Annotated in this window: 14 protein-coding genes and 6 pseudogenes; 17 read left to right on the forward strand and 3 right to left on the reverse strand. The window is 38.3% G+C overall.

Annotation, left to right across the window (positions count from 1 at the left end; all coding sequences use genetic code 11):
* From BLW54_RS20855 to BLW54_RS09160, 4 genes and pseudogenes are all read left to right on the forward strand, one after another.
* Nucleotides 1-207 (forward strand): annotated as a pseudogene (locus BLW54_RS20855) (RDD family protein); the annotation flags it as partial.
* 479 nt (nt 208-686) lie between these two features.
* Entirely contained in the window at nt 687-905 is a 219-nt protein-coding gene (locus tag BLW54_RS09150) for a hypothetical protein (RefSeq protein WP_074734165.1), read from the forward strand.
* 137 nt (nt 906-1,042) lie between these two features.
* Nucleotides 1,043-1,330, forward strand: a pseudogene (locus BLW54_RS09155) (SRPBCC domain-containing protein); the annotation flags it as partial.
* Nucleotides 1,331-1,770: 440 nt separating this feature from the next.
* Nucleotides 1,771-2,232 (forward strand): GNAT family N-acetyltransferase, encoded by a 462-nt coding sequence (locus BLW54_RS09160; protein WP_035508706.1) that lies wholly within the window; start codon nt 1,771-1,773, stop codon nt 2,230-2,232.
* A 715-nt stretch (nt 2,233-2,947) separates the two neighbouring features.
* On the opposite strand, the pseudogene istB reads toward BLW54_RS09160, so the two are convergent.
* Together istB and istA (BLW54_RS09170) are read right to left on the reverse strand one after the other, a co-directional pair.
* Nucleotides 2,948-3,666, reverse strand: a pseudogene (istB, locus tag BLW54_RS09165) (IS21-like element helper ATPase IstB).
* Nucleotides 3,663-5,167, reverse strand: a pseudogene (istA, locus tag BLW54_RS09170) (IS21 family transposase). The pseudogenes istB and istA (BLW54_RS09170) overlap by 4 nt, the downstream one beginning before the upstream one ends.
* A 161-nt stretch (nt 5,168-5,328) precedes the next feature.
* Here istA (BLW54_RS09170) and istA (BLW54_RS09175) point away from each other — a divergent pair.
* The 4 genes and pseudogenes from istA (BLW54_RS09175) to BLW54_RS20685 form a co-directional block, all read left to right on the forward strand.
* Nucleotides 5,329-6,442, forward strand: a pseudogene (gene istA, locus BLW54_RS09175) (IS21 family transposase); the annotation flags it as partial.
* Nucleotides 6,443-6,558: 116 nt separating this feature from the next.
* Entirely contained in the window at nt 6,559-6,741 is a 183-nt protein-coding gene (locus tag BLW54_RS20260; RefSeq protein WP_500683378.1) for an ATP-binding protein, read from the forward strand.
* A 402-nt stretch (nt 6,742-7,143) separates the two neighbouring features.
* The gene (locus BLW54_RS09185) at nt 7,144-7,779 is read left to right on the forward strand and encodes a DJ-1/PfpI family protein (RefSeq protein WP_074734168.1); all 636 of its coding nucleotides are present in this window, start codon (nt 7,144-7,146) and stop codon (nt 7,777-7,779) included.
* Between the two features lie 415 nt (nt 7,780-8,194).
* Nucleotides 8,195-8,359 carry a hypothetical protein gene (locus BLW54_RS20685; protein WP_167358798.1) on the forward strand — a complete coding sequence of 55 codons (165 nt, stop codon included), beginning with the start codon at nt 8,195-8,197 and terminating at the stop codon, nt 8,357-8,359.
* 1,621 nt (nt 8,360-9,980) lie between these two features.
* Here the strand turns inward: BLW54_RS20685 and BLW54_RS09190 are convergent.
* Nucleotides 9,981-10,862 (reverse strand): helix-turn-helix domain-containing protein, encoded by an 882-nt coding sequence (locus BLW54_RS09190; RefSeq protein ID WP_074734171.1) that lies wholly within the window; start codon nt 10,860-10,862, stop codon nt 9,981-9,983.
* Nucleotides 10,863-11,247: 385 nt separating this feature from the next.
* Here BLW54_RS09190 and BLW54_RS09195 point away from each other — a divergent pair.
* The 9 genes and pseudogenes from BLW54_RS09195 to BLW54_RS09235 all read left to right on the forward strand — a co-directional run.
* Nucleotides 11,248-12,117: pseudogene (locus BLW54_RS09195) on the forward strand (bifunctional 3-deoxy-7-phosphoheptulonate synthase/chorismate mutase); the annotation flags it as partial.
* Nucleotides 12,118-12,266: 149 nt separating this feature from the next.
* Complete coding sequence (gene serA / locus BLW54_RS09200) at nt 12,267-13,241, forward strand: phosphoglycerate dehydrogenase (protein WP_074734177.1); 975 nt, start codon at nt 12,267-12,269, stop codon at nt 13,239-13,241.
* A 187-nt stretch (nt 13,242-13,428) separates the two neighbouring features.
* Nucleotides 13,429-14,487, forward strand: a complete 1,059-nt coding sequence (locus tag BLW54_RS09205) for a hypothetical protein (protein ID WP_074734179.1) — start codon at nt 13,429-13,431, stop codon at nt 14,485-14,487.
* Between the two features lie 84 nt (nt 14,488-14,571).
* The gene (locus BLW54_RS09210) at nt 14,572-15,561 is read left to right on the forward strand and encodes a phosphopantetheine-binding protein (RefSeq protein WP_074734182.1); all 990 of its coding nucleotides are present in this window, start codon (nt 14,572-14,574) and stop codon (nt 15,559-15,561) included.
* A gap of 10 nt (nt 15,562-15,571) precedes the next feature.
* Complete coding sequence (gene glyA, locus BLW54_RS09215) at nt 15,572-16,939, forward strand: serine hydroxymethyltransferase (protein ID WP_074734185.1); 1,368 nt, start codon at nt 15,572-15,574, stop codon at nt 16,937-16,939.
* A gap of 245 nt (nt 16,940-17,184) precedes the next feature.
* Complete coding sequence (locus BLW54_RS09220) at nt 17,185-18,291, forward strand: DNA glycosylase AlkZ-like family protein (protein ID WP_244153500.1); 1,107 nt, start codon at nt 17,185-17,187, stop codon at nt 18,289-18,291.
* A 64-nt stretch (nt 18,292-18,355) separates the two neighbouring features.
* Entirely contained in the window at nt 18,356-23,884 is a 5,529-nt protein-coding gene (locus tag BLW54_RS09225) for a non-ribosomal peptide synthetase (RefSeq protein ID WP_074734190.1), read from the forward strand.
* Nucleotides 23,881-24,180, forward strand: a complete 300-nt coding sequence (locus tag BLW54_RS09230) for a phosphopantetheine-binding protein (protein WP_074734193.1) — start codon at nt 23,881-23,883, stop codon at nt 24,178-24,180. The genes BLW54_RS09225 and BLW54_RS09230 overlap by 4 nt, the downstream gene beginning before the upstream one ends.
* Nucleotides 24,177-25,496: a phenylacetate--CoA ligase family protein gene (locus BLW54_RS09235; protein WP_074734195.1), complete on the forward strand. Its 1,320-nt coding sequence runs from the start codon at nt 24,177-24,179 to the stop codon at nt 25,494-25,496. Before BLW54_RS09230 ends, BLW54_RS09235 begins: the two co-directional genes overlap by 4 nt.
* Nucleotides 25,497-25,499 lie beyond the last annotated feature (3 nt).

The following is a 25,499-nucleotide window of genomic DNA, read 5'->3' on the forward strand; positions in this document are numbered from 1 at the left end:
ATCCTAAAGTTTTTGCCTTGGGAGTTGTCACATTTCTTTGTATATCGACTCATTTATATAGGTGATGGCGAAGTACCGTTCACCCAATATTTGCTAGCGGGGCTTATCTATGTACTTATATTTGCATACATATTAACAGCCGTTTTTACGAGAAAGAAACAATCCCTATACGATATAGTGTCAAAAACACATGTGGTTAAGGTCTAAATAACATATCTATGTGATATTTAAAATTTTTATTGCACCAACGGGAGCACTAGTTGAAGATATCTGCTTCAATATCTCGAAACCAAGTCTTCCGTTATAGGGGCGATTATCTAACAAGAGGAAATCGTCCTTTCGTTATTTATATAAGTGGAGTCGAATAGTAAAATAAAGGAAAGAAATTGAGGAGGACCTGAATATTGAAAGTAGAGGGAAAAGACTTGATCCTTAGCGTTTTTAATTAATAATTCTCCCACAATAGGAGGACAAATCTTATTCTACGCTGGGTTGTTATGTGGATTATTGTGTTTGGGAACATCTGCAATTATATGTTTCCGACTTGATCATCTAGATAATGAAGTGAGATTTAGATAGATTATCTTGAAATCGAGTCTTACAGAATAGGTACTTTAATGGGTTGTTAACAGGAAGGAACTTTTATTCAAGGGGACATAACAGATATAAATAAAGAAAGTGGAGATATGGAGATCGATATCGTTTCATGGACAACAATTAACAATCCAGAATCCTCTAAAGGGTCACATCAATTTGAAAAGAAGGCAAATTCACAAACTATACGAGTTTCTAATCCGGAAAAATATCATGAGAGGCAAAAAGTACAAGTAAAAGTCATAAAAAATTATGAAGAAGATGACTGGGATATAGATAGATTAAAATTTGATGTAAAAAAGTTAAATTAGTGAATTAACCTATTGGCTGCGTTAGTTGAAAACCTTAGATATATCTTGAAATCAAGTCTTAAGCAATCGGGGGCAATTCTGAATTAAAAAAATTGCCCCTTTCTTAATGTGATGGGGGAGTTGCCTTTGACTACGGGGAAGGATCGACATATGAAGCGATCATAACGGAATTAGAAAAACCCCATATCTTCGAATTCCGTGAAGTAGATGATTTGTTGCAAATTTCATTCCAAAAAGAAGGTGAAGGATGTAAAATGATCTTCACCCATACTTTTGACGACGATTCATGGGCAGTTAATACCGCTGCAGGATGGCACAGGTGTCTGGATGCCCTTGACCAGATTGTCCATGGGGAACCAGTTGAATTGAAAGACAATGCAGTTGATTTAAGAGAATATTATAAAGAAGCTTTTGCTTCCCTTTAATTTGCATGATTAAAACAGAAACGCTTGGATTTCAAATATCCAAGTGTTTCTGTTTCCTATTTCCTCTTTACAGTCTAGCTCTGTACCAAAGGGTCTTTATTATCTTGAAACTGATTTTTAAACAATCGGGGGCGATTATCTAAAAAAGAAATCGTCTCCCTTTTGTGTACTTGGGAACTGGTGTGGTGGAAGTTTAATTTCAAGATATTGGTCTAATTATTAAGTGGATTACCTTGTAATAGAGACTTCTTAAATTTGTTGAATCTAAGAGTACTTACTCCTCTTTTGTGCTAATTTTATGGAGGTTTTTGGGTTATAATCCAGAAGTTATTCTACATAAGGGCAAGTTGAATTAGAAGGATAGGGCGATTTAAAGGATAACGTGAAATACGTTTACTTAAATTAGTAAATTACAAGGGGGAAATTTTGGTGTGCAAATAATGCTTCGAAGCGTAATTGAAGATGACCTTCCGGTTTTCTTCAAACACCAACAGGATCGGGATGCAAATTATATGGCGGCATTTACAAGTAAGGACCCGGGGGATTGGAGCAGTTTCTTAACCCATTGGAATAAAATTCTGGAGGATAAAGACATCATCAAGCAAACGATCATTGTTCAAAATAATGTTGCTGGAAATGTTCTATGTTTCGAGCAGTTCGGCGTACCAGGAATTAGCTACTGGATAGGAAAAGAATACTGGGGAAAAGGAATCGCTACCAATGCTTTAAGAGAATTTTTAAAACAAGTTACCATTCGTCCACTTTATGCCCGTGTTGCCAAAGACAATATTAGGTCACTCAAGGTACTGGAGAAATGTGGTTTTACTATCTATGGTGAAGATGGTGGGTTTTCTAACGCACGTGGTGAAGATGTAGCAGAATTAGTTCTTACACTTGAATAAAGATTATTAGCATTACAGAATATCTGTTAATTACGGGTGTCTTGGTTAAAAAGATACTTGTTAATTAATTTTTTCTGTTAAAGGGCGTTTGTGAGGTTTTCAGACCTCACAAAAAACCTCACGAATCGGAAAAGTTTACCGAAGTGAAACGAATGTATGTTCTGTTTTTTGTGATGTAGTTTAACCAAATTGAGGAAATTAATGGGGCGAAAAAGTGTAGGAAAACTCATTCAAGTATGGGCGGCATGATGTAATAACGCCCAAAACCCTTTAGTGGTGGGGTTTATAGCCTTGTTAACCTCTTAAATGACATACATTTTTGCCATTAAAAATTAAATATAGGTTTTAAATTAGCCTCTCAACAAAACAGTTGAGAGGCTTTTTGTTTTGTTCGAAGTATTTTTATATTTGTCTAGCGGCTTTTTTGTTTGCTGAATTTGAAGCTAGCTAGCGATGAAGAACCATATGTGAACAACGGTGCTAAAATCCCTAATAACAACGGTTTCAAATTCCCCAATAATAACAGATAATCATTTCTATACTAGATAAAGATTTGGAGTGTAGAAATGATGATCAAGATTGGGGAATTCATAATGATTAGAGAACTATTTCAAAAAGGGTGGTCAATCACAGCTATCTCTAAAGAGATGTATTTGGCAAGCGAAAAATGTATGAAATGGCAATCAAAAATGCATGCCACTCGCCACCTCGATTTTCACTGATGTAATAATGACTCTTTATAACGAAAACTCTCTCCTGTAAATACGACTAAGTGAGAGTGATGGATTAGGCGATCGATAACCGCCTCGGTTAATATAGGGTCACCAAAGACGTGATTCCATTGGCCAAACTGTAAATTAGTAGTGATGATGAGGCTCTTAACTTCATAACACATGGATATCACCTGGAAAAGAAGCTCTGCTCCTTCTTTGTTCAAAGGGATATATCCTAGTTCATCTAAAATGAGTAGATCTAACTTCTGAATCTGTTTAAGCAACTTAGGAAGTGTTTTTTTTGGTTGGCTTCAATTAACTGATTGACTAAAGATGCCACGGTATAGAACCTTACTTTACTGCCAAAGCTATGTATGGCATTTAGACCAATCAAGGTTGCCAAGTACGTTTTCCCGGTTCCCACCCCGCCATAGAAGATCATATTTTCTTTGTCCTCTATGAACTCACCATTCAAAATTGCGTCTCGATCAATCCCTTGTGGGATTTGAATATGCTCCCATACATAAGGATGGTTACTCGTTTTAGGGAATTGAGCTTGATTGAGTAATAACTGGACTTTCCGTTCCTCACGATTTTTAACTTCTTTCTCGAATAGCTTACATAAGTACTCTTCATGGCTGTCGGCTTCGATTTCATGATGATGTTCTCGGATCCAGCTAAGCTTAAGACGCTTAGCGTACTCTTCGATTTGCTCTCTCATTTGGTCACCTCCACCGCAGTTGTAAAGAAGGTATCGTAATGGGAGAGTCCTCGTGTTGCTTCTGGGATGGAAGGTACTTTAACCTTAGTCTCCATTTCCTGATGCTCGCGATCATTCTTCCGTAATGTGTAAAAGCAATGCTTGATGTGGTCAGAGCTTGGATGACTATGTGCTGATGCAAGTTCCAACGCTTGGTTTAACGTTTTAAAATCATTGTTTTTCAATAAATTGCCTAAAAGCCGTAAGGCTGCTTTTTGCTCTTCTTCCGTACAGTTTTGAAAATACTCAGTCCATATGGGGGGAAATTGATTATATAAATTACTATATTTTATCGCTTCTGGACGTCTAGAAAGTAAATGTAAATAAGGCTGCCAAATCATAGATTTCCTCTTCGCCCCATACAATCGGGAGTGCCTTACAATCACCTCATTTTGATCGTTAAGAATGACAATCTCGTTGTAACTAATTTGACCCCGTACTGATTGCTTGGCGAACCGAGGAGAAGTAGAATATAGCTTTTTATCAATGGTCACCATGCCTGATTTATCCGCCTTCACTTCCTCTCTTCGGACACAGTCAAATTTCTTCTCAGGAAGAATAAGCCACTCCTGTTTATCTTCTAAGAACAACTGTGATTGAAGAACCTTTTTATCATAATGCAGTCGATCTCGATCTTCTTCAGCTAGTTGCCATTGAGCTTCATTAAAATGATCAAGATCAGTAATAAAGCATTCAGGAAGCAGGAAGTTGTTTCGGACATATTTAACCATCGCTTCCACATGGCCTTTCTCATTGCCCTTTCCAGGATTGCAGAATTCGTATTGGAAGCCGTAGTGTAAGACAAATCTTTCAAAGGTATCGGTGAGCTCACGCTCTCCTTTGGCACCAATCTTCTTTACTGCCGGAGAAAGGTTATCAAATCGTATCGTACGTGGAACGCCTCCCATGTAATGGAACATACGCTGCAATCCTTCTAATAGACATTCAGTATTTTCCGAAGGAAAGATCTGATAATAAAAAGAATTGCTATAAGGGAAGGACATTACCAGATAAGGGAGTCAATAACTTCACCATGGTACTGGAAAGGCGCAGTGCCAAAGTCGACTTGTGCTGTTCCGGGGATGGTTTCTAATGGCAGTGAAGATCCCTCTGCGTACTCTAATAATTCTTCTTTTCTCTTAGACACGTAATTACGTACACTTCGGTCAGAACCTTTAAAACTATGATTTTTAACTAATTGCTGATACATACGTTTAGCTGTTCTATGATTTTTCTTTTTCTTCTTTAAGTCTTCTTTGATCCACTTATCAATGATTGGTTTTACAGGGTCCATAACGGGAGAAGGGCGTACTTTTACTTTTCGCTGCTTGAATTCCTCTTGATTCGCATATTTCTTAACCGTTCTGGCATCTATTTTCATTCTTCTGGCTACATCTGAATATGTACACCCTTTTTGGTTGGCTTCCAATCTGATATAATCAATTTGTTCCACTTGTAACATCTCCTAATTACCTCCTACTGAACGTTGTTGGTCCAACGAGGAGTTTAAAGTTATTGGGAGAGGTTGGCAAGTGGACTTTTTTTTATGCCTTCATGTTCGAAGAACACCTACATAAACTGACTGCCATTACCTACATTTTTAGAATGCCATAAACAAAAGAGACTGGCTTTGACCCTAAAACTATCAGGAAGTACATAAAATCTGAAGAATTACCAAGGATGAAGAAAGTACCTAGTAAAGGTAGTAAGCTAGATCCCTTCAAAGATTACTTAGAGAAACGTATGAAGGAAGGTACCACGAACTGCACCGTATTATTAGATGAAATTATATCTATGGGGTACGAGGGCAAAATGACAATCCTCCGGGATTTCATTCGACCATATCGGGTGCGACCAAAAAAGCAAGCTACTATAAGATACGAGACTCCTCCTGGGAAACAAGCTCAGATGGATTGGGGACACATTGGTAAATTCGCTGTTGATGGTGAAATGAAGGATATTTATGCTTTTGTAATTTTACTAAGTTATTCGAGGCTTAAATATGTAGAGTTTACAGACAGCATGGATTTAGAAACGTTAATGAAGTGCCATATGAATGCCTTTGCTTATTTCAATGGAGTGCCTGAGCAAATCTTGTATGACAATATGAAAACTGCTGTTATCAAGCATAGCCCAGTCGAAATAAGATTGTTGTTCCAAAGGCATGTAAACCACACCGGCCACAAACAAAGGGAAAAGTAGAAAATGTTGTTGGATATTTAAAGAAGAACTTTCTGCAGCGCAAGCATGAACCTACGTTAAAAGCATTAAATGAAGATGTGAGAGTGTGGTTAGATCAAGTAGCAAACCGTAAGGTTCATCAGACAACGCTCGAATCACCTCATACTCGTTTCCAGCACGAACAAAAGCATTTAATGACTTCAAATACGAAACCATTGTTCCCTATTCATCATTGGGAAATTAGAAAAGTGAGTAAGGATTGCTTTGTTTCCTAAGTAAGAGGTATTCAGTATTTTTTCGGTACGTTGGACAAGAATTAAAGATAAAAGAAACATTAGATCATCATTTAGAAATTTATGACCATTATGAATGCGTGGCTAAACATCCTATTATGACTGGAAAGGTGAGAGATCATATAAACCTTGAACATTATAAAGGACTGCAAACGACTACTGATGGTTTGCCGACCCCCAGCCGTTTACAGTCCCCTGATATTGAAGTAGAACAACGTTTCCTTCAAATCTATGAGCAACTAGAAGGAGGTGATCAATCATGAACACAAACCTTTTAGTTGAACGCTTAGAATAAATCGGTTGGCATTACACCGCCGATCAAATAGATGGTCTGCTTGAAGACGCATCTAAAAATAATGTACCATATTCGGACTTCTTAATCACGCTATTATCACAAGAAATCGAACAAAAGGAAAAAGCAGCTTTAGATAAGCGTCTAAAGAAAGCTAAGCTTCCCTACATTAAAAGCATTCATGACTTCGATTTTAGTTTTCAACCAAGTATAGATGAACGAAGAGTTAAAGAAGTGTTATCGGGTCGATATATCCATAATGGAAATTAAATATCTAAGAGACTCATGCATAACTCCCATGGAGAAGACTCTATTGGATTCTTGTATTCTACTGGGGGCTTAATGGGGAGGTAGTAAAACTGAACAGGGAGAATTTCAATTTTTCGGAAAGATCGATTATTGTAAAAGGAAAAGGAGATAAAGAAAAGAGAAGTCTATTTTAATATAGGTTGTTCGTTTTGGTTGCAGAAATATTTAGAGGAGTGAACGGAACGGAATGGGGTAAAGAGAAGACATAAGAATAGAATGAGTATTGAGGTTCTTACGCAATAAGAAGTGATTGCTCAATACTATATTTCTTATTTTCTTATACAAAGTGTTTAAAAAGGCAAAACTAGGAATTAGGCTTACGTAACAGATTAGGAATAATAGTAAATTTTTTGGAGGGTTAATATGATTAATGTCTACATTTATGCACTGGATACATTAGCAGACTGGGAGCTTGGATATGTAACGTCAGAACTAAATTCGGGTCAATACTTTAAAAAAAGTAGTGCTAATGTTTCCGTTAAGACCGTTGGGGTTACCAGGGATGCAATTGCAACAAAGGGAGGTATGAGAGTTATACCAGAGGTAACCACCAATGAAATCATTTCTGCTCCAACAACAGTTTTATTGTTGCCAGGAGCAGATACGTGGGATGACCCGAAACACATACCGATTATAAAAAAGGCTACTGAACTGTTAGAATGTGGCGCAACTGTTGCTGCAATTTGCGGTGCTACAACTGTACTTGCTGAAGCTGGCTTATTTGACAAACGTATACACACAAGCAACAGTCTTGATTACCTCAAGATGGTAAGCCCGAATTATAAAGGAGAACCTTATTATAGAAATGTCAAAGCAATTTCTGACCAAAACTTGATAACTGCTAGTTCTGCTGGTGCGCTGTTATTCGCTCATATTATATTAGCTAAGTTAGATGTTTTCTCTGAGGGAACCCTTGAGGCTTGGTATAACTATTTCAATACGGGTGATTCTAAATACTTTTACGATTTAATGCAGACACTGACACCAAAATTAAAATAACTTAGCAAGTTTAAAAAGGTGGTCTAAACAGTGGTTAAGTATCCTCAGCATTAAAAACAGAGGAAGGGATTGCTGTAACAGCGTCATCAAGTAGTAGAAAAGCATTAACAAATGCTAATTATAAAGCTAAGGAAAACATTGAAAAAGGAGGCAGATTAATGACAAACCAAACAACAACGAAACCTTTATATGAAACTTTTACTAGTGATAAATTATATAAATATTCCGAACTTATCTAATGGCCCGATGACACGCGGACTCTCATCTGGCAACGTTCCCGATGAGGAAGTGGAGACGTATTATATAGCAGACGTGCTGAGAATGAAGTCGGATTGATTATTACAGAAGGAACAGGAATTGATCATCTAGCTTTTGTATCTGGTGTGATGATTCCTATGTACATGGAGAGAAGACGTTGTGCTGGGCCAATGGTGTAAATGAAAGCGTACATGAGGGCGGCGGTAAAGTTGCCACGCAGCTGTGGCATGTAGGAATGACTCGCAGCAAAGGGAATATTCTAAGAAGAGGCATAGTCGTAAGATTGGATGGGGAGAAAGCGAATGAAACATCATTTACATAAGAAGTAGAGGCGTTGGTGGAATCCTGTTCCAAATCAGCAGCGGATACCATAACGGTCGGTGCGTTTATTATTGTTCCCAGAAGAACTGGTCGATCAAATAACTTAAACATTGCAAGCTGGACGAAAAAACCATCTGGCCAACCGGCTAACCTTCTGTCGAGTTTGACGGTGTCTTTATACGAAGTAGAGCAAATGATCTGTTATCCTTTAATAAAGAAGTACACAAAAACTATATTAATGATAAAGTTCGAATACAGGCGTCCTTCTATCAGGACGTCTGTTTTTTGTCTTCATTTACAAATGTCCCATAAAGGTAAGCATAGAAACAGGGAATTTTCTTGTCCAAGTTCCATAAGCGGAATTTTACTTTTCATTTAAAAAAGTTCGACTAAGCTGTTGTAAGCGCAAGTGAAGCATTGTAATAATGTGGGCGGAAGGAGGGGAGGGATATTAACATTTAGAAAAAGACTCAATATAAAAGGAGGGCCCAATAATCAGTTATACCATTTTTATCCAGATTATCGATGAGCTGGTGAAATGATTAGACTTAATCTACAATTCCTCAGAGGAAGATAGCAAAGCTCTCCATGAATTTTCTTCATCATAAGGATTGGTTGGTGCCTTCAAATATTTAATGACTTTTTAAAGTTCTCAAAATCTTCCGGAAACCAGCTTATCCTAAAGATATTATTTTGTGAATCGATCAATGAACAGTGTCGTCTTAGTGTTAGGTTATATAAGAAGAGCAGTAGCTTTTGCAAGAATAAGATTCAATGCATAAATTAAAAGCACAATTCTATTTCAGCTACTTTAGTTTTTACAGAGTTGGGTTTGGTGTGAAGATACAATACTTGCAGGATTTTACGGACTCTAAAGCATTTGGATGCTCTCTAGAGGTCGTTACACGCTTGGAGAACAATGGGCACCGGGCCAGGAGAAAACCTGGTCTCTGTTATGACTTCGTCTAGTCGTAACCGCGTTCCCCGCGTTTAATTTTGAGTAAAGTGTATCGGTCCTTAATGAAGCTTCCAAACTAAATGTAGCCTTGCTAGTGTTTATTTATTATCGAAAAGTTGGAAACGTTTAATCTTGAACATATAAGGCTCTGATAGTATTATTCCCATCCTTTAACAATTTTGTGGTAGTTCTTTTAAACTGCATTTTGAACTACTTCGGAGATGTTTACCAGTCAATTTTATGAGAGACCTCTTTGGTGAATCTAGTCATACAGTATTACTTATAGGAAGGCGCCTTATCCCTTTTAAAGATGAGTATGTGTTGATTATATCGTTCATTAAGGACAAGCCATTAACGAGAAATTTAGTTATTTAGGATAGATAAATCAGTGGACTGAATTGGCCGAACATCGAAGATAACTTTAGTTATATTGCATTGATACCGTATGACTAACAAGGTTATATTAAAATTGCCAAAAAATTCAAAAGGAGAAGGTGCATGAAAAAAGTAATTACAAGTGTTTGTCTTATCTCTATTATTGTTCTAGGAAATGTAACCCCTATCAATATCCAAGCTACAGAAGTGGAAAAAGAGAATATCTTACCTAACCAACATTGATGGAAAACGTGTGGACATTTTTAGGATTAGTAAGTGTCCGCACGTTTTATGTTATGTTTATTCTAAACTTTTTCATTTGTTTTTTTATTTCATCACGCATATGGAATTGTTCAGTATTTTCAAAAATGCTAACAGCACTAAATATGTATGAGCTTCCAAGTTGTTGATTATCTAGGTTTAAATAACTATACCCCACCATATACTTTAATTCACCTAATAAGTAGAGGCTTTCATTGGTTTTACAAGATTCAATACCATCTAGAGAATATTCTATTGCTTCCTCGTATCGACCCATTTGTGCCAGGTTTCTAGAAATACTATAGAGAATTCTAACTTCAAATAATTCATCTTTTACTTTTGGCAATGATCTTAAATGCTTAAGCACATCTATGTAAGTAATGTAGGCGCTATGATAATCCTTCGTTTCATTTTGAATAATTCCAATACTATTCATTATCTCTAATTCTCTCTCTTTATGAAATTTTGGGTTATAAGTCATGTTTTTTGCTTTTTCAAGAAGATTCAGAGAAGCAGTTTTATTTCCTTCTAAATAAAACTTGACAATTCCTAAGTGCCAAAATAAAAATTGTTGACTTTCATTATCACTAAATAAAGGGTTGCGTATCGATGATTGTACTATTTCGTTGACACTTTTATAATCTCTCAAACGTATAAAATACCTTATTTTCTTTCTTATTTTTTTTACATAATCTATATCTGGGTTATGTGTAACTTCAAAAAAATAATTCATATCAACACCTAATCTTTGCGCAAGTGGATACAGTGTGACGCTATATGGAAATTCACTTCCCTTTTCAAGTTTGCTAATCTGCGCTTGAGAACATATGCCTTCTGCTAATTCTTTTTGAGACATATCAGCAGCTAATCTTAGCTCTTTTATAACTTCTCCAATCTCTTTCTTTTTCATTTAAATACCTCCTAATCACTTTTTGTTTATGAGAACCAAAAGTCCTTTAGAAAAGTTGTGAAGAGTTTGTTACATCTATTTGCTCGTATAATATTGTAACAGAATATTCCAATTGGAGGTGTTTTTTTTTGTAAAAATTATTCAAGTGAATTTAGAGGTGATTTTGTCAATGTACAACTAAAAAGTGCCTTACTCAATATAATAATGGTTATATTCGGTGTTTAAATACGGAACGTTCATTTATGCTGATAAACATAATTAATAGTTTATGGTGAAGGAGGTTATTTTAGATTTCTAACTTACTGATGAACAAAATAATAAGAACATATTTTTGTTTACCAGTAAATGTGAAGTATGAAATCAAATATCTACTAAGTTAATGAAGGAGGACAGTAATTTGCAAAAATTAGCCCCAGAAAAAAATAAGATTAATATACCTCCCGAGCTTAGAATTTCTCGTGAGTATAAACCAGAAAACACAATCGTAAATGTTAAAGGGAACCAAATTGGAAATGGTGCTCCCCACTTTGTTATAGGCCCGTGTGCAGTTGAAAGTTACGAACAAATGAAATCCATTGGTGAGAAGATTTCAGACACTGGTTTAACACTTTTACGAGGAGGAGCGTATAAACCTCGAACTTCCCCTTATGATTTTCAAGGAATGGGTGTTGAGGGGCTTAAAGTACTAAAATCTATTGGAATGGAGTATAACCTAGGTGTAATAAGTGAAATTTTAAGCATTAATCATTTAGACGAAGCACTTGATTGTATAGATGTTATTCAAATAGGTGCTAGGAACATGCACAATTTCGAATTGTTAAAAGCTATTGGACAATTAAGTAAGCCAGTTCTTTTAAAACGGGGATTAAGTGCAACAATTAAAGAGTTTAAATACGCTGCTGAATACATTTTATCTGAAGGAAACGAAAATGTTATTTTGTGTGAAAGAGGTATAAGGACTTACGAACCAGCAACACGTAATACTCTTGATATTTCTGCAGTACCAATATTAAAAAAGGACACTCACTTACCAGTTATGGTAGATATAACTCATTCAACTGGTAGGAAAGATATTATTACTTCTGTGGCTAAAGCAGCCATAGCCGTTGGGGCAGATGGAATTATGGCTGAAGTACATCCAGATCCATTAAATGCTCTATCAGATTCAAAACAGCAAATGGACTTTAATCAATTGGATGAATTCATGATTGATATGTTGGAATTTGTCAATGCAGTAAAACATTTAAAAAATTAATGTTCTACGAACTGGCTATGTTGGAGAACTTTTTTGAGTAGAGGTGACTTTAATGCTTGCATAGATCGTGCATACATAGTATCAAATGGACTTTAATTAAGCAGATACTTTTGGAATTAAACGTAATTAGGCAGTTCAAGAGGTATTAGATGGCGTATAAAGTACTAGTAAGTGACCCTGTTAACCAAGAAGGGTTAGCGCCTTTGTTGGGCGAACAAGGTGTAACCGTTGATCTTATGAAAGATATAGAGGGGTATGGCATTGAGGATGTCATCCAAGAATATGACGCTCTTATCGTACGTAGTGAAACCAAGGTTACTCGTAATCTCTTAGCTTCTGCAAAGCAATTAAAGGTAGTTGGTCGTGCAGGAGTTGGCGTGGATAATATAGATCTAGATGCAGCTACAGAGTACGGAGTCCTCGTCATCAACGCACCTGATGGAAATACGATTTCTACAGCAGAGCATACATTTGCTATGATGTCTTCTCTTGCTCGTCACATCCCACAAGCTCATCAGTCAATTTTGAATGGAAAATGGGAACGTAAGTACTTTAAGGGTATCGAATTAAACAAAAAGACTTTAGGCATAATTGGTATGGGTAAAATTGGAACAGAAGTTGCTAGGCGAGCAAATGCTGCCAAAATGGAAATCGTGGCATATGACCCATTTCTTACTAAAGAAGATGCTCAGAGATTTGATGTTATGCTATGCTCCCTTGATAGTTTATATGAACAAAGTGACTTTATTACTGTGCACACGCCGCTAAACAAAGACACAAAACATATGATTAGCGATAGAGCATTTGAAAAAATGAAGAATGGTGTAAGGATACTGAATTGTGCTCGTGGTGGAATTATAAAAGAGGATGCCCTATTAAATGCTATTAAAAATGGAAAAGTGGCAGGGGCAGCTTTAGATGTGTTCGAAGATGAGCCGGCAACAGGACATCCATTACTTGATTTTACAGAAGTTATTGCTACCCCACATTTAGGTGCCTCTACTAAAGAAGCCCAAACGATAGTAGCTCATAATGTAAGCTCAGAGATCCTTGAGATTTTAAGTGGAAAACCATATAAAAATGCAGTGAATAAACTACCTGTTTCATTGAAGGTTGGGTCGTGATATAAGCAAACACAATAGTATGAAGTGAGTGTATTATTTCCTCTTGACTTATATCTAATATTTCTAGCTAACCCTTTCTTTCTAACTCTTTATCCTTGGCGACCATGGTAGATTCCAATGATATGATTATATTTCCTAAATTTAAAATTTTGGTAATTCCATTTTTGAAACTAGGAGGAGAGGGATCGTGATACATACATTAGCCGATATACCTCTAAGTGCTGAATCAAAAGCTCTAGTAGCTCAAGGATATTTTACGGGCGCTTCCCTAGAGGTTTCCACAGTAATAAAACTGAATAACTATGAACCTTTTAATCAGAATGTATTTCGAGAGCTAGTGATTGCTGGTTGGGGTGAGAAGCTCGGAAAATATATTGAAGTATTTGAGAACAGGGATGCAAAAAACTTTGAAGCTTTGCTTACAGTACAAGAAGCAGTTAGATCTGGTCATGCTCTTTTCGCAATATGCAACATAAGAACAGATGGGAGACAATGTTGCTTCCTATCGATCCATCATGCTCTTGCCGATGAGCATACACTCAATATATTCAGCTGTTTATTTCAGTTGGCACACGAAGGAATGATGGAGTTAGCGCTGCATGATATAAACCAGGGGCGACAGGCTTATTTTAATTACGTAGAACGCCAGCACTCAATTTCGAAAAAGAATGTATATAAGAAGGAAATACGAAATAATCAATTGAAGCCTGTGCGATTGTCTAAGAATGGAGCTCTTGCATGGAACTCAAAAGTAAAGCGGGTAGCTCTTAGTAGAATAATACCAATTATAGATATCGATATTACCACAGTCGTTGATTTTTTGAGTATAAGAGGCGTGATATCAGAGGGAAATACAGCATGTTTGTCAAAAAATTGTCGTTTACCAAGCGAGTCAGTAGCTATAGGCATGATGACTAGTCTCAATGCATTATCTATTGAGGCGATGACGAGGGAGACCTCTCACAATCTTACAAGTTTGGAGGCGCTAGCAAAGCATAACCTAGACGCCCGTATTGAACTAGAGTGTTGTCGCAAGTCGGAGTTGTTCATTAATGGTGCAACACCACGTTCAATACCTGCGTCGCAAGTAATAAACACTGTATTTCCAGTTGGTATGGATCTGAGGAGAGTGAGTCCATCGGAGTTCCGACTCGAGTTTGAGGGCAGTTTTTGTGATGAAACAGCAGTGAATGACTTACTTACTGAACTTGCTAATTTTCTATCGAATAAAAAGGCGTACAATTAATAGAACCTATTAAAATTATTCTATTACTCTAATTTAGATTTTGCATTTTAGGCATGTTAGTTAAAAAAATTTAAGGAGAATGATATGGGAGGAAGAATTGATTTAGAAGAGAAAACACTTGCTGAGCAAATCGATTGGATTACTACTATTTTTAGTGACGTTCTTGATATAAAAGAGGTAAATTCAAATGACAATTTTTTCGAGCTAGGTGGAGATTCCTATGATGCTATACGAGTAATGTCACGTCTTGGTAGCGAACTTCATATTGTTGCCATATTTGAGAACCCAACGGCTGAAAAACTTGCTAGGTACATCCTAGAATATGCTACTACTAAGCGTGAAGCAAGGCTAATTCCCCTACACGAAGAGTCTTCAGCTGATGGAACTATAGCGGTTATCGGCGTCCCTTTCGGCGGGGGAGATCCAACTGCATATAGAGATGTTTTCCGCGGGAATGAGAACGTTCAAGTTTTTGGCGTGGACTTTGGAGACCTAGAAGTGAAGAACTCAACAGAATTCTCTTCAATGATTAAAACATTACTAATAGAAATTGAAAAGATAAATGTAGATCAACTTATTGTATATGGGCATTGTGCCGGATCAGCAACAGCAGCTTGTATTGCTAAGGCTATAACAAATAAAGTCAGTTCTCTTTCCTTAGTTGTCGCGGCTTCTCAACCAATAGATAACCCTGACGCATCAGTGCGTCAAGCCGAAATCACCTCAGATTATGATTGGAGCGAATACCTCCGATCTTTAGGCGCATTCAATGGGTTATCTGACGAGGACGTCGAAGGTATGTTATCTAAAGGCAGGAGGGACCACCAAATAGCTTCCGAGGCATATCGAGAGCTGATAAACAATCAATGGAGAGAAATACCGTCACTAGTAATATTAGGTGATGAAGATCCAGCTACACCTTCCTCAAGTTCTGCAGTCAATAAGTGGCGTGATTTTATAGATGTCTCTGAGACAGCGACTATATCTGGAGGTGGACACTACTTCATACGTACTCATACTGAAGAAGTCTCAAATATCGTTCTAAAATTTGCACTACAAAACAAGAAGGAGTGAATTTATTATAATGATTAATATTGGATTAAAAGAAGGCCAAGATTACCTGCAACAGAAGGGGATGAAAGATCTAGATACACATGACCCAGAACTTGCAAGAATATTAGACGCCGAAGTAGGCCGTCAACATCGAACACTCTCTCTAGTGGCTTCATGTTGTGCTGTTACTCCTCGGGCTTTAGCAGCATCAGCATCAGCATTAGTTAATGTTACAGCAGAAGGAACACCAGGTAGAAGGTATCACGCTGGTTGCGAGAATGTTGATCTGGCTGAGTCCCTTGCAATTCAAAGAGCATGTGAACTTTTCGATGCCCAGTATGCTGGCGTTCAGCCTCATTCAGCGTCGAGTGCTAACTACCAAGTACTTTCAGCTTTACTTAAGTCTGGGGATACAATTCTAGGAATGAATCTTGATCACGGTGGACACCTGACACACGGAAGCCCTGTTACTTTTTCAGGAAGTTACTACAATGCAATTGGATATAGTACTACGTCTGAAGGAGTTATTGATTATGACCAAGTTGATAAACTAGCCCAAAAACACCGCCCACGTATGATTATTTGTGGTGCAACTGCGTACTCAAGAGTTGTCGATTTTGTTAAATTTCGTGAAATTGCTGATAAGATAGGAGCAATTTTGCTTGCTGATATCTCACATATTGCTGGGCTTGTTGCAACTAAAAGACACCAAAGTCCAGTTAACGTTGCACACGTAACTACCACATGTACCCATAAACAATTAGCTGGACCGAGAGGGGGATTAATTTTATCAGGAAAAGATGCTAACGAAAAAGTTCCAGGAATGGATATAACTTTTAGTAAAGCCCTCCAAAAGGCAGTGTTCCCATGGATGCAGGGAGCTCCCGCGGTAAATGCAATTGCATCCAAGGCGGCTGCTTTTGGCTATGCAATGTCACCCAATTTTGACGCTTATATAGAGCGGATTCGGACTACAGCTGATGCTATAGCAAGTGCTTTTCAAGCAAAGGGGTACGATGTTATTGGAGGACACACTGAAAATCACACAATTCTTATTCGATTAGACGATAACATTACTGGTGCTATGGCTGAGGAGGCACTAGAACAATGTTCAATTATCGTTAATAAGAATCGTGTTCCTGGTGAGACAAGGTCTTCATTTGTAACTAGCGGACTACGAATTGGTAGCGGTTCACTTGCACAAAGGTACGTTGACCAGGAAGGTTGCTATAAAATAGTGGAAATAATTTGTGAGGTATTAGATAAAGTTACCCCTATTGATGATAGAAAGTTTAAATTAGATGAATTGGTAAAGGAAAATTGTCGTAAGAAGGTCGAAGCGTTGTGTTCAAGTTATCCTCTTATTGATTACACGGAACAACAGGATCAGAATATGTAATTTGAAAGTAGGTTGTAGCAAAAGACTTACCTTATGGTATTCAGTATATAACAACCTTCCATTTATTGTTATTTTTTACTAAAAATTCAAGCGGAAAGGTGCGAAATTTCCTCTTTTATGGATAAGAGGTATTCTACTTACAATTAATTGTAAGGTTATAGCAGAGTAGAGAGTTTATTTGGAGGTTAAAGTATGATGTCAAAACTAAATCAATTTTTCTACCTAAGTATAAAGGTGGGTAAATAGTGAGCAGTAAAATGTATTTGGAGGGTATTCCTGACAATATTCTAGCTAAATGGATCGTGTTACAGCATTTTGAGCGTTTTCAAAGTGCAACTTTAGCCGAAATTGCAGAGTCCTATATAGGAATTTATTCAACAAGACCAACGAGCTGGTTAGCCATTCTTGCTCGTAATCAAGAAATCAATGGAAAAAACTTGATCTTCATGGAAACTGATCCAGACCTAATCAGAATACCAGGGATGCGACGCTCAAAGTTCTTATTACCAAAGCATTTGGCTTCCAAAGTATTTAGTGCAACTCGACTTCCTGTTGCTAATCATGAGTGGCGGTTGCGGGAAGTCAAGCTAACGTTGGCCGACTATAGAAGGGTACTTCCAGACCTTACTGAGTTTACAAAAAAATCACCTAAGAAGTTGCAAGACATTAAAAAATTTCTCGAAATGAACGGTCCTCAAGCCCGGGCATGTACCACGGTGGCAACCTATGAAGGAAAAATGATTAGGACTGCTCCATCCAATCATTGGTCTAATCGTTGGATGTATATGGCCTGTCCTAGCGATTTCCTTCAAGGTGACGATTCATTAAGTAATTGCGATGAACTAAAGTTGGATATAGCTAATCGATATATCGAAAATTATGGACCTGTATCAACAGAGGATCTTGCTTGGTGGATGTCCATATCAAAAAAGAAGGCACGCTCATTATTGGAAAGAACAGATGCTGTTGAGATTGAAACGGGAGTTTGGATTAGCGTTAACAAAATTGAAGATTTTGAGAATTTTATTTCCAATGATAGTAAATTACCACCTAAAAAGGTACGTTTTTTACCAGCTTGGGATCCACTGGCAATGGGGTATGCTCCCAAATCTAGGCAGCGAGAATGCTTGGGAATTAATGAGATCGGTGGTTACGACTCATCAGGAAATGGGCGCCCGGTCGTATTAATTGGAAGTCGAGCAGTTACTACATGGAACATTAAGGGAAGTGGTTCAAAGCGTTCCCTATCATTAGATTATTCAAATGTACCCCGCAAAGTAGGAGCAGTTCTTAAGGAATCTGCTTTGGACTTAGCTAACAAAATTGGAATAAAGTACGAGTCACTAATCTAGTTCAAAAAGAATAAAGAAAATGAATTCTGTAATAACTAACTACTTAATGGGGAGTGAATATCGGATGTTAGATAGTTCTAAACCGAACACACAGTTATTAGAAAGTAGGTTAATTAATAGATATTCTGGTGTTGAGCGGACTATATGGGATGTACTTTTGAACAGAGATTCTGCTCACTCATTAACAACAAACTCTGCGCGAATAGAAGAAGAGGTTTTTTTACCTGAAGGATTAAGTGCATCTATTGAGGATATTACTGCGGTTGCTGCTATGTTGGGCTCTTTTTTCAGTCCAGATGGACGAGTGGCAATTAAGAAACATGTAAATGGATTAGCAACTTGCTTCGAAATAGATGGAAATAAGTTGCGAAAAGCAGGGGATGCCCGAAGTTACATTGATCAAGAAACCCAGTCGGCTGACCAAGCAGAAGTTGATTTAAGTGCTACTGACATAGTGGTAACTGATGGGGAAGTCTCTCCAACAGCTGATTCAATGGTATGTTTAATCGTTCAAGATGAAAGGTGTTTGCTTTCAGTTCGTGCAGATCTTTTTAAGCAATCTATGTTTGCACATTTACGTAGCGTTACATCCTTTGCATGTGCTAGAGTTTTGAATCCAAAGGCGGAAACTTCACTTGATATTTTACCTAAGCACACTTCGAGCGGGTTACACGAACGTAAATCATTGGTTGAACGCATTCTCATACATACTCAAAACAAGCCAAATGAAATTGCAATTGTGGATGATGCTCTTGGCGAGACGCTCACTTACGGGGAGCTTTGGAATGCATCCGAAGCAATAATTCAACAGATGAGCAAACAGGCTACCATACATCAGTCACATATGAGGGTAGCGCTTTTTATGGAAAGAGGATGGAGATACTTAGCTACAATTATTGCTGTCCAACGTATAGGTGGTACTTGCGTGCTTATTGATTCTACTCACCCCGATGAACGAATAAAAGGTTTAATTGAAGAAACGAACCCTGATGCTGTAATTACCGTAGGAAATATGATTGAAAGAGCGAGAGGTCTAGTGGATTACCCAATAATTCCCTTAAGAAATGAAACAAATGTTGAAAAGTCCTCCAACTTGGAATTTGGAAAGAAGGTGGAAACTAATAATGAAGTGTGTTTCATCGCTGGAACTTCCGGAACCACTGGAAGCCCTAAGGCTGCCTGTCTTTCCTACCGTGGGATGACTTCTACAATAGACGCTATTATAGACGCTGCAGAACTCAGAGAAAACACTCGGGGTTCTTGGCTGTCTTCTCCAGGATACGGCATGATTGAAGTAGATCCATTGCCGGTTCTAGGCGCAGGCGGTACAGTATGTATCCCTTCATCTGATGCTTTGCAAGACATACGGATTATGACTAAATGGTTTGAAGAGAAAAAGCTATCCCATACATTGGTTATGACATCAGTTGCAGAAGCCATTTGGACCAGTAATTTTAATAATAGTTTGAAAACGATGTTGATTGCTGGTGAGCGATGCAAAAAGTGGCCACCTTCTACCCTCAATTACACAGTTCTTAATGTTTATGGATCAGCAGAAGCAGCAGTTGTATCAATAGAGGACTTATCAGGTCCTCGTAATACGATTTTGCCCTCAGTCGGAAAGGCTGTTTCTGGAGCAAACACTTACGTGGTTGACGGTAATGGGCAGGAATTGCCAGCTGGTTGTGTAGGAGAACTAATCATAACAGGCGAAACACTTTCGGTGGGGTACTTAGATTCTGAACAAACTGAAAAAGCTTTTGATAAAAATAGTTTCGACAATACATCACGATTACAATATGTTTCTGGAGACAGAGCACGTATTGGATTGGATGGAACTGTAGAGATTTTTGGCCGAACAGATGGGCTTGTGAAAATTAGGGGGCATCGAGTTGACTTAGCTGAAATAGAAATCACTGCGCTTAAAGTTCAAGGTGTTATGAAGGCTGCTGCCCTTTGCTTCTCAGAAAATTCCGGAGAAACAATTGTGCTTTTTCTAGAAGAGTCTAATGATGTTAAGGATATTAAAAACAAGGTAAGTGATTATCTAAGAGAACAACTGCCTTCCGCTGCTCATCCTAGTCAAATTAATACCATGGTATTACCGCTAGGACCAAACGGCAAGGTGGATTATAAAGCGCTAAGAGATTATGAGCTTGAGCAAGATACATCAGAAACCATATTTATCCCTACTACAAGAACCGAGCAATCTTTAAACGACAGCTGGATTAACTGGACTCGATGTGATTATGTAACCCTTGAATCGAATTTCTTTCATTCAGGAGGTGACTCTCTAAAAGCTATGCGAATGATAGGGGAATTAACTCACAATTATGGTATCAACATTAAAATGGTATCTTTTTTAGAGAATCCGGTGTTTTCGAATCTTATTCGCTTAGCTAATGAATCTCTTAATGCTAACCTGCCAGTATTTGAACATCTACCTGCAGATGAACAATTAAATCCATTCGAATTGAATGAAAGTCAACAAGCCCTCTGGATAGGTCGTGGTTCTGACTTCAACTACGGTGGTGTTGGTTGTCAAGGTTACTTTGAATGGGAGGTAGAGGATTTAGTCTATGACCGATTCACGTCAGCAGTTGGTATGTTAGTAGATCGTCACCCCATGCTTCGAATGACAATAGATAGTACTGGTCGCCAAAAAATTGAAACAGTGAATGGAGAGACTGCAGTTGAGTATATAGATTTAAGTGAACTTTCATCAGAAAAGATTAGTAGAGAGATTGATCAGATTCGCGCGCAAATGGCGAATGATGAAATAGGAACAATGCAGTGGCCTCTGTTTCGATTCGTAGTGAGTCGCATTAGTCCGAGTACTAGCAGAATTCATTTCTGTATTGATATGCTGATTGCCGATGCTTGGTCAATATTCCAAGTAATCATCCCTGATCTAATTGATCTATATACAAAAAAGGACCCGCAATTACCACAGATACAGACTACATTTAACGATTACGTTACATATCGTTATAAAGTGCGGAGAAGTGAGCAATACCGCTTCGACCGAGATTATTGGATACAAAAAATTAAGGACCTTCCAGCTGCTCCAAAGTTACCACATTTGGAGCAAGGTGAAACTACCACACCTGTAAGGTTCGAAAGACATGAAGGAAGACTGGAAAAGGGAAAATGGAATAGGCTGAAAGCTAAAGCTCAAGAAAGAATGATTTCTCCTTCTGGAATAGTGGCTTTGGCACTATGTGAAGTGTTGCGTTATTGGAGTGAAGAGAATAGGTTTACGTTAAATTTTCCAGTTTCAGACAGAATGCCTGTTAGTAATGATATTGATTTAGTAGTTGGGGATTTTACTAATACACTGCTTGTACCTTATGAAAATGAAGATAAGGATACTATAGAAACACGAGGCCAACGCTTACAAGATGCGATATGGGAGGCTCTTGACCATCGCTTATTTACCGGAGTAGAGGTATTACGTGAACTAGCTAGAGTTAAACGTACTGGAAGTGAGCCATTGATGCCTGTAGTGTTGACAAGCCTTCTTGGACACCCAGGTCGACATGATGTATCCCAGTTAGGTAAAGAGGTATTTGGCGTTTCACAGACTCCACAGGTGACACTTGATGTTCAAATTAGAGAGTCAGAGGATACCCTTTACTACAAATGGGATTATTTAACTGGAGTCATTAGACCTGACGTTATCGAGGTGATGTTTGGTACATTCTGTGAGTTGTTAGAAAAGTTTGCGGATGATTCAGATATCTGGAGTGAAACATGGTTAGACCTTCGACCACCCTCCCAAAAAATATTGCGCGAGAAAGTCAACAGCACTGAGGAACCAATCCCTAACTATCATTTGCGTGACTTGTTACTAGAGCGAATTGAAGAAAATTGGAACGATCCAGCAGTTATAGACATTACTGGTGAATATAAATGGGGTGAGATCGGTCATGCTGCTGTGCAAGTTAAGACAATGATTAAGCAGGTTTGTAACTCAAGTGATCGGTTTGTAGGTATTTTGTTACCTAAAGGAGTTGCGCAATACGAAGCTGTTTATGGTTGTTTGTTAGCAGGTGTTGGTTACATCCCAATCGACGTTGATTTGCCACTTGAGAGAGTGCAGGCGATACTTTCACAAGCAGGAGCGCGCGTAGTGATTGCTTTACCTGATACTAGGGTACCTAGCGGTATTTGCAGGATTGAGCACAGTACTGAAAGGATTTGGAATTCAAATAAACAAATTAAAGACCTTAATCTCGAACCTGTTTTGGAAGACTATTCACCATATGTAATTTTTACTTCTGGGTCGACTGGTGAACCTAAGGGTGTTGAAGTTCCGGAAGTAGCAGTGGTCAACCACATTAGCGATGTTATAGATCGCTTTAACTTGGATAAATCAACCCGACATCTGGCTACGGCTGCACTGCATTTTGATATGTCAGTTTTTGATGTCTTTGGTCCCTTATTGCATGGAGGGTCTGTCGTGATACCTAAATCTGAAGCTGGACCTGATCCAGAAAACTGGCTAAGACTTCATCGCCGACACAAAGTAACATTTTGGGCTTGTGTTCCCGCAATTATGGAATTGGTGTGCTTCGTAGCTGAAACATCAAATGAGGTAGACCCCGTCAAAACTTTAAACAACATAATAATGGCGGGTGATTGGATCCCACTGTCACTACTACCACGAGCTAAAGCTGTCTTTCCTTCTGCTCGAATGTTCTCATGTGGTGGGCCAACTGAGACCACAAATTGGTCAGTAATTCATGAAATAAATGAAGATGAAGGAAGTATCTGTCGATCGGTCATTTATGGTTCACCGATGCGAAATTCAAAATATCACATACTAAGTGAAAACTGGATAGACTGCCCAGATTGGGTACCTGGCGAGATGTTAGTAGAGAGCGACGTTTCTTTGGCTCGAGGATACTTAGGAAAGCCAGATATAACCAAGCGTTCATTCGTATATCATCCTAGGACAGGGCGGCGAATGTACCGGACAGGAGACCTTGGTCGTTATCTCCCCAATGGTGAAATAGAGATTCTCGGCCGTGTAGATAACCAAATTAAAATAAAAGGCTACAGGATTGAACTTGGCGAGATAGAAAATGTAGCCGCATCTTGTAGTGGGGTATCTAGAGCTTGCGCCATTTCACTGCCAGGTCCAGATGGAAAGCCAAAGCATATTGGATTAGCTTATATAGGCGAGTCTGACTCTGAAGAAATATTAATGGAATTAAAAAAACATCTACCGAACTATATGGTACCAAAGGTGCTAAAACGAGTTTCTACACTACCATTATCCAAAAACGGCAAGGTAGATGTAAGGACTTTGCGTGAAACATTAAAAAATAAAAACAAAAAAGAGTTAAATAACGGGGATAAAAATGCTATTTTGCGAAATGTAATACGCTTCATTTCTAGTCATTTATCACAACCAGTAGTACTACCAGATGATAACTTCATAAAATTAGGCGGTAATTCTGAGGATGCGATGAAACTAAAAGACGAAATGGAATCTCAATTATTTGTGGAAGTTTCGATAGAGAGTATTATGCACTCTGAGACAATTGACGAACTCGCCAATGAACTAGCGGAAAGGGTGGAACGATGAAAAAGGAAGGTCTAGTATCATCAAACGAAAAATTAATAAACTCGGAAGAGGTAGAAAGTAAAGATCGAAAGTTCACCATACGAGAAGTCATCAGGATGGTATCAAAGCATCTGGAACAACCAGTAGTACTACCAGAAGACAATTTCTTTGATTTAGGAGGGGATTCTTTAACAGCAATGAAACTAAAAATTGATTTGGAATCTCAATTCTCAATTGAAGTTTCATTAAAAAGTATCATGCTAACTGAGACAATTGACGAGTTCGCCAATGAACTTGTAGAAAGGATGAGGCCATGAAAACAATGAAGTTAGATCAAGAATGGTCTGGGTATGTGGATTCATATATAAATGGGGAAACACAGTTAGAAGGGGTACACCGTATGGCTGAGATGCGTGTGGAAGAAATATTAAAATATGTAGAGGCTCAATCTCCATTTTATAAAGAACACCTGCGTAACAACAAGGCGTGTTCCAAAAATAACTACAGAACACTCAAAGGTTTACCTTATACTACCAAAAATGATCTTCGTACTGCGGATACGGAAGTCTGTTGCGTTCCATTCGATGAAATTGAATCGTACTATGAAACAACTGGTACTACAGGGAAATCAACACCATGTCCCAGAGCTTCAATTGATGTTCAGTCGAGTGGTGCATACGTGAAGAATGCAGTAAAAGAGATTTACCAATCAACTTTCGGCACTATGAATGCTTTAACTGCAATAATGGGTCCATCTGAGCTGTATGCTTTCGGAGACACGTATGGAGGAGTTTGTAAGGATTTAGGGATTCCCTTTGTACGGTTATGGCCTGAGAGTCCCCGGGTAGGACTTGAAAAAGCCGCGGAACGTATAAATAAGCTAGGTGTTAAGTCGCTTATTTGTTCACCTGCTGTGGCGCTTGCTCTCTCACGTTTCTATAAAAGTATCGGGATAGATCCCCGTGATACTTCGGTGGGACAAATCCTTGTTCTAGGAGAGATATGCACACCTGAAATGCTCACAAACATTTCTAGAATTTGGGGTGTCCAGTGTACCCATGGATTATATGGGTCGCAAGAGGCGCATACAGTGGCTACAGGTTGCCCTGAAGGAAATTTACATGTTTCAGAAACAAACTATATTATTGAAATCTTGCCTTTAGATGGGTATGCAGTTGATGATGTCGGTGAACTATGCATCACGATGCTTGTACCTGGTGCTAAACCATTAATACGATTCCGTACTGGGGATTTGGCAAGGCTTTCTCCTTCTAGTGATTGCGGGTGTGGCAATAAATCACGTTGCATACGGATATTTGGTCGGATCAATGACACCGTGACTATCGGTGGTCGCCAAATGTATCCTTCTTCAATAGAATCGGCGGTTTTGAATGCAGTCGATTCAGCTTGGGGATATCAGGTTAACATTAAAAAGGGAAATAGCGATACAGACGAATTAGAAGTCGAGCTTGTTGCTGACATAGGAAATCAATCTGTAGTTCTGATTGAGGAGCAAATGACTAGTCATTTTGGTGTCCCAGTCAAGCTGTTATTGCAAAGTCGTTTGGATCCAAGGACAGAGACCGGTGCCTACGTTTCTTGGAAACACGCACGAATCCAAGATTGGAGGTAAATT

Origin of the sequence: Halobacillus karajensis (assembly GCF_900108515.1) — a bacterium.
In the GTDB taxonomy this organism is placed as follows: Bacteria; Bacillota; Bacilli; order Bacillales; family Halobacillaceae; genus Halobacillus; species Halobacillus karajensis.

What these genes read in the sequence shown, in the direction of transcription:
- BLW54_RS09185 (WP_074734168.1), top strand. Translation starts at nt 7,144, where the DNA reads ATGATTAATGTCTACATTTATGCACTGGATACATTAGCAGACTGGGAG.
- BLW54_RS09190 (WP_074734171.1), bottom strand. Translation starts at nt 10,862, where the DNA reads ATGAAAAAGAAAGAGATTGGAGAAGTTATAAAAGAGCTAAGATTAGCT.
- BLW54_RS09160 (WP_035508706.1), top strand. Translation starts at nt 1,771, where the DNA reads ATGCTTCGAAGCGTAATTGAAGATGACCTTCCGGTTTTCTTCAAACAC.
- BLW54_RS09210 (WP_074734182.1), top strand. Translation starts at nt 14,572, where the DNA reads ATGGGAGGAAGAATTGATTTAGAAGAGAAAACACTTGCTGAGCAAATC.
- BLW54_RS09230 (WP_074734193.1), top strand. Translation starts at nt 23,881, where the DNA reads ATGAAAAAGGAAGGTCTAGTATCATCAAACGAAAAATTAATAAACTCG.
- BLW54_RS09150 (WP_074734165.1), top strand. Translation starts at nt 687, where the DNA reads ATGGAGATCGATATCGTTTCATGGACAACAATTAACAATCCAGAATCC.
- BLW54_RS09235 (WP_074734195.1), top strand. Translation starts at nt 24,177, where the DNA reads ATGAAAACAATGAAGTTAGATCAAGAATGGTCTGGGTATGTGGATTCA.
- serA (WP_074734177.1), top strand. Translation starts at nt 12,267, where the DNA reads ATGGCGTATAAAGTACTAGTAAGTGACCCTGTTAACCAAGAAGGGTTA.
- BLW54_RS09225 (WP_074734190.1), top strand. Translation starts at nt 18,356, where the DNA reads ATGTTAGATAGTTCTAAACCGAACACACAGTTATTAGAAAGTAGGTTA.
- glyA (WP_074734185.1), top strand. Translation starts at nt 15,572, where the DNA reads ATGATTAATATTGGATTAAAAGAAGGCCAAGATTACCTGCAACAGAAG.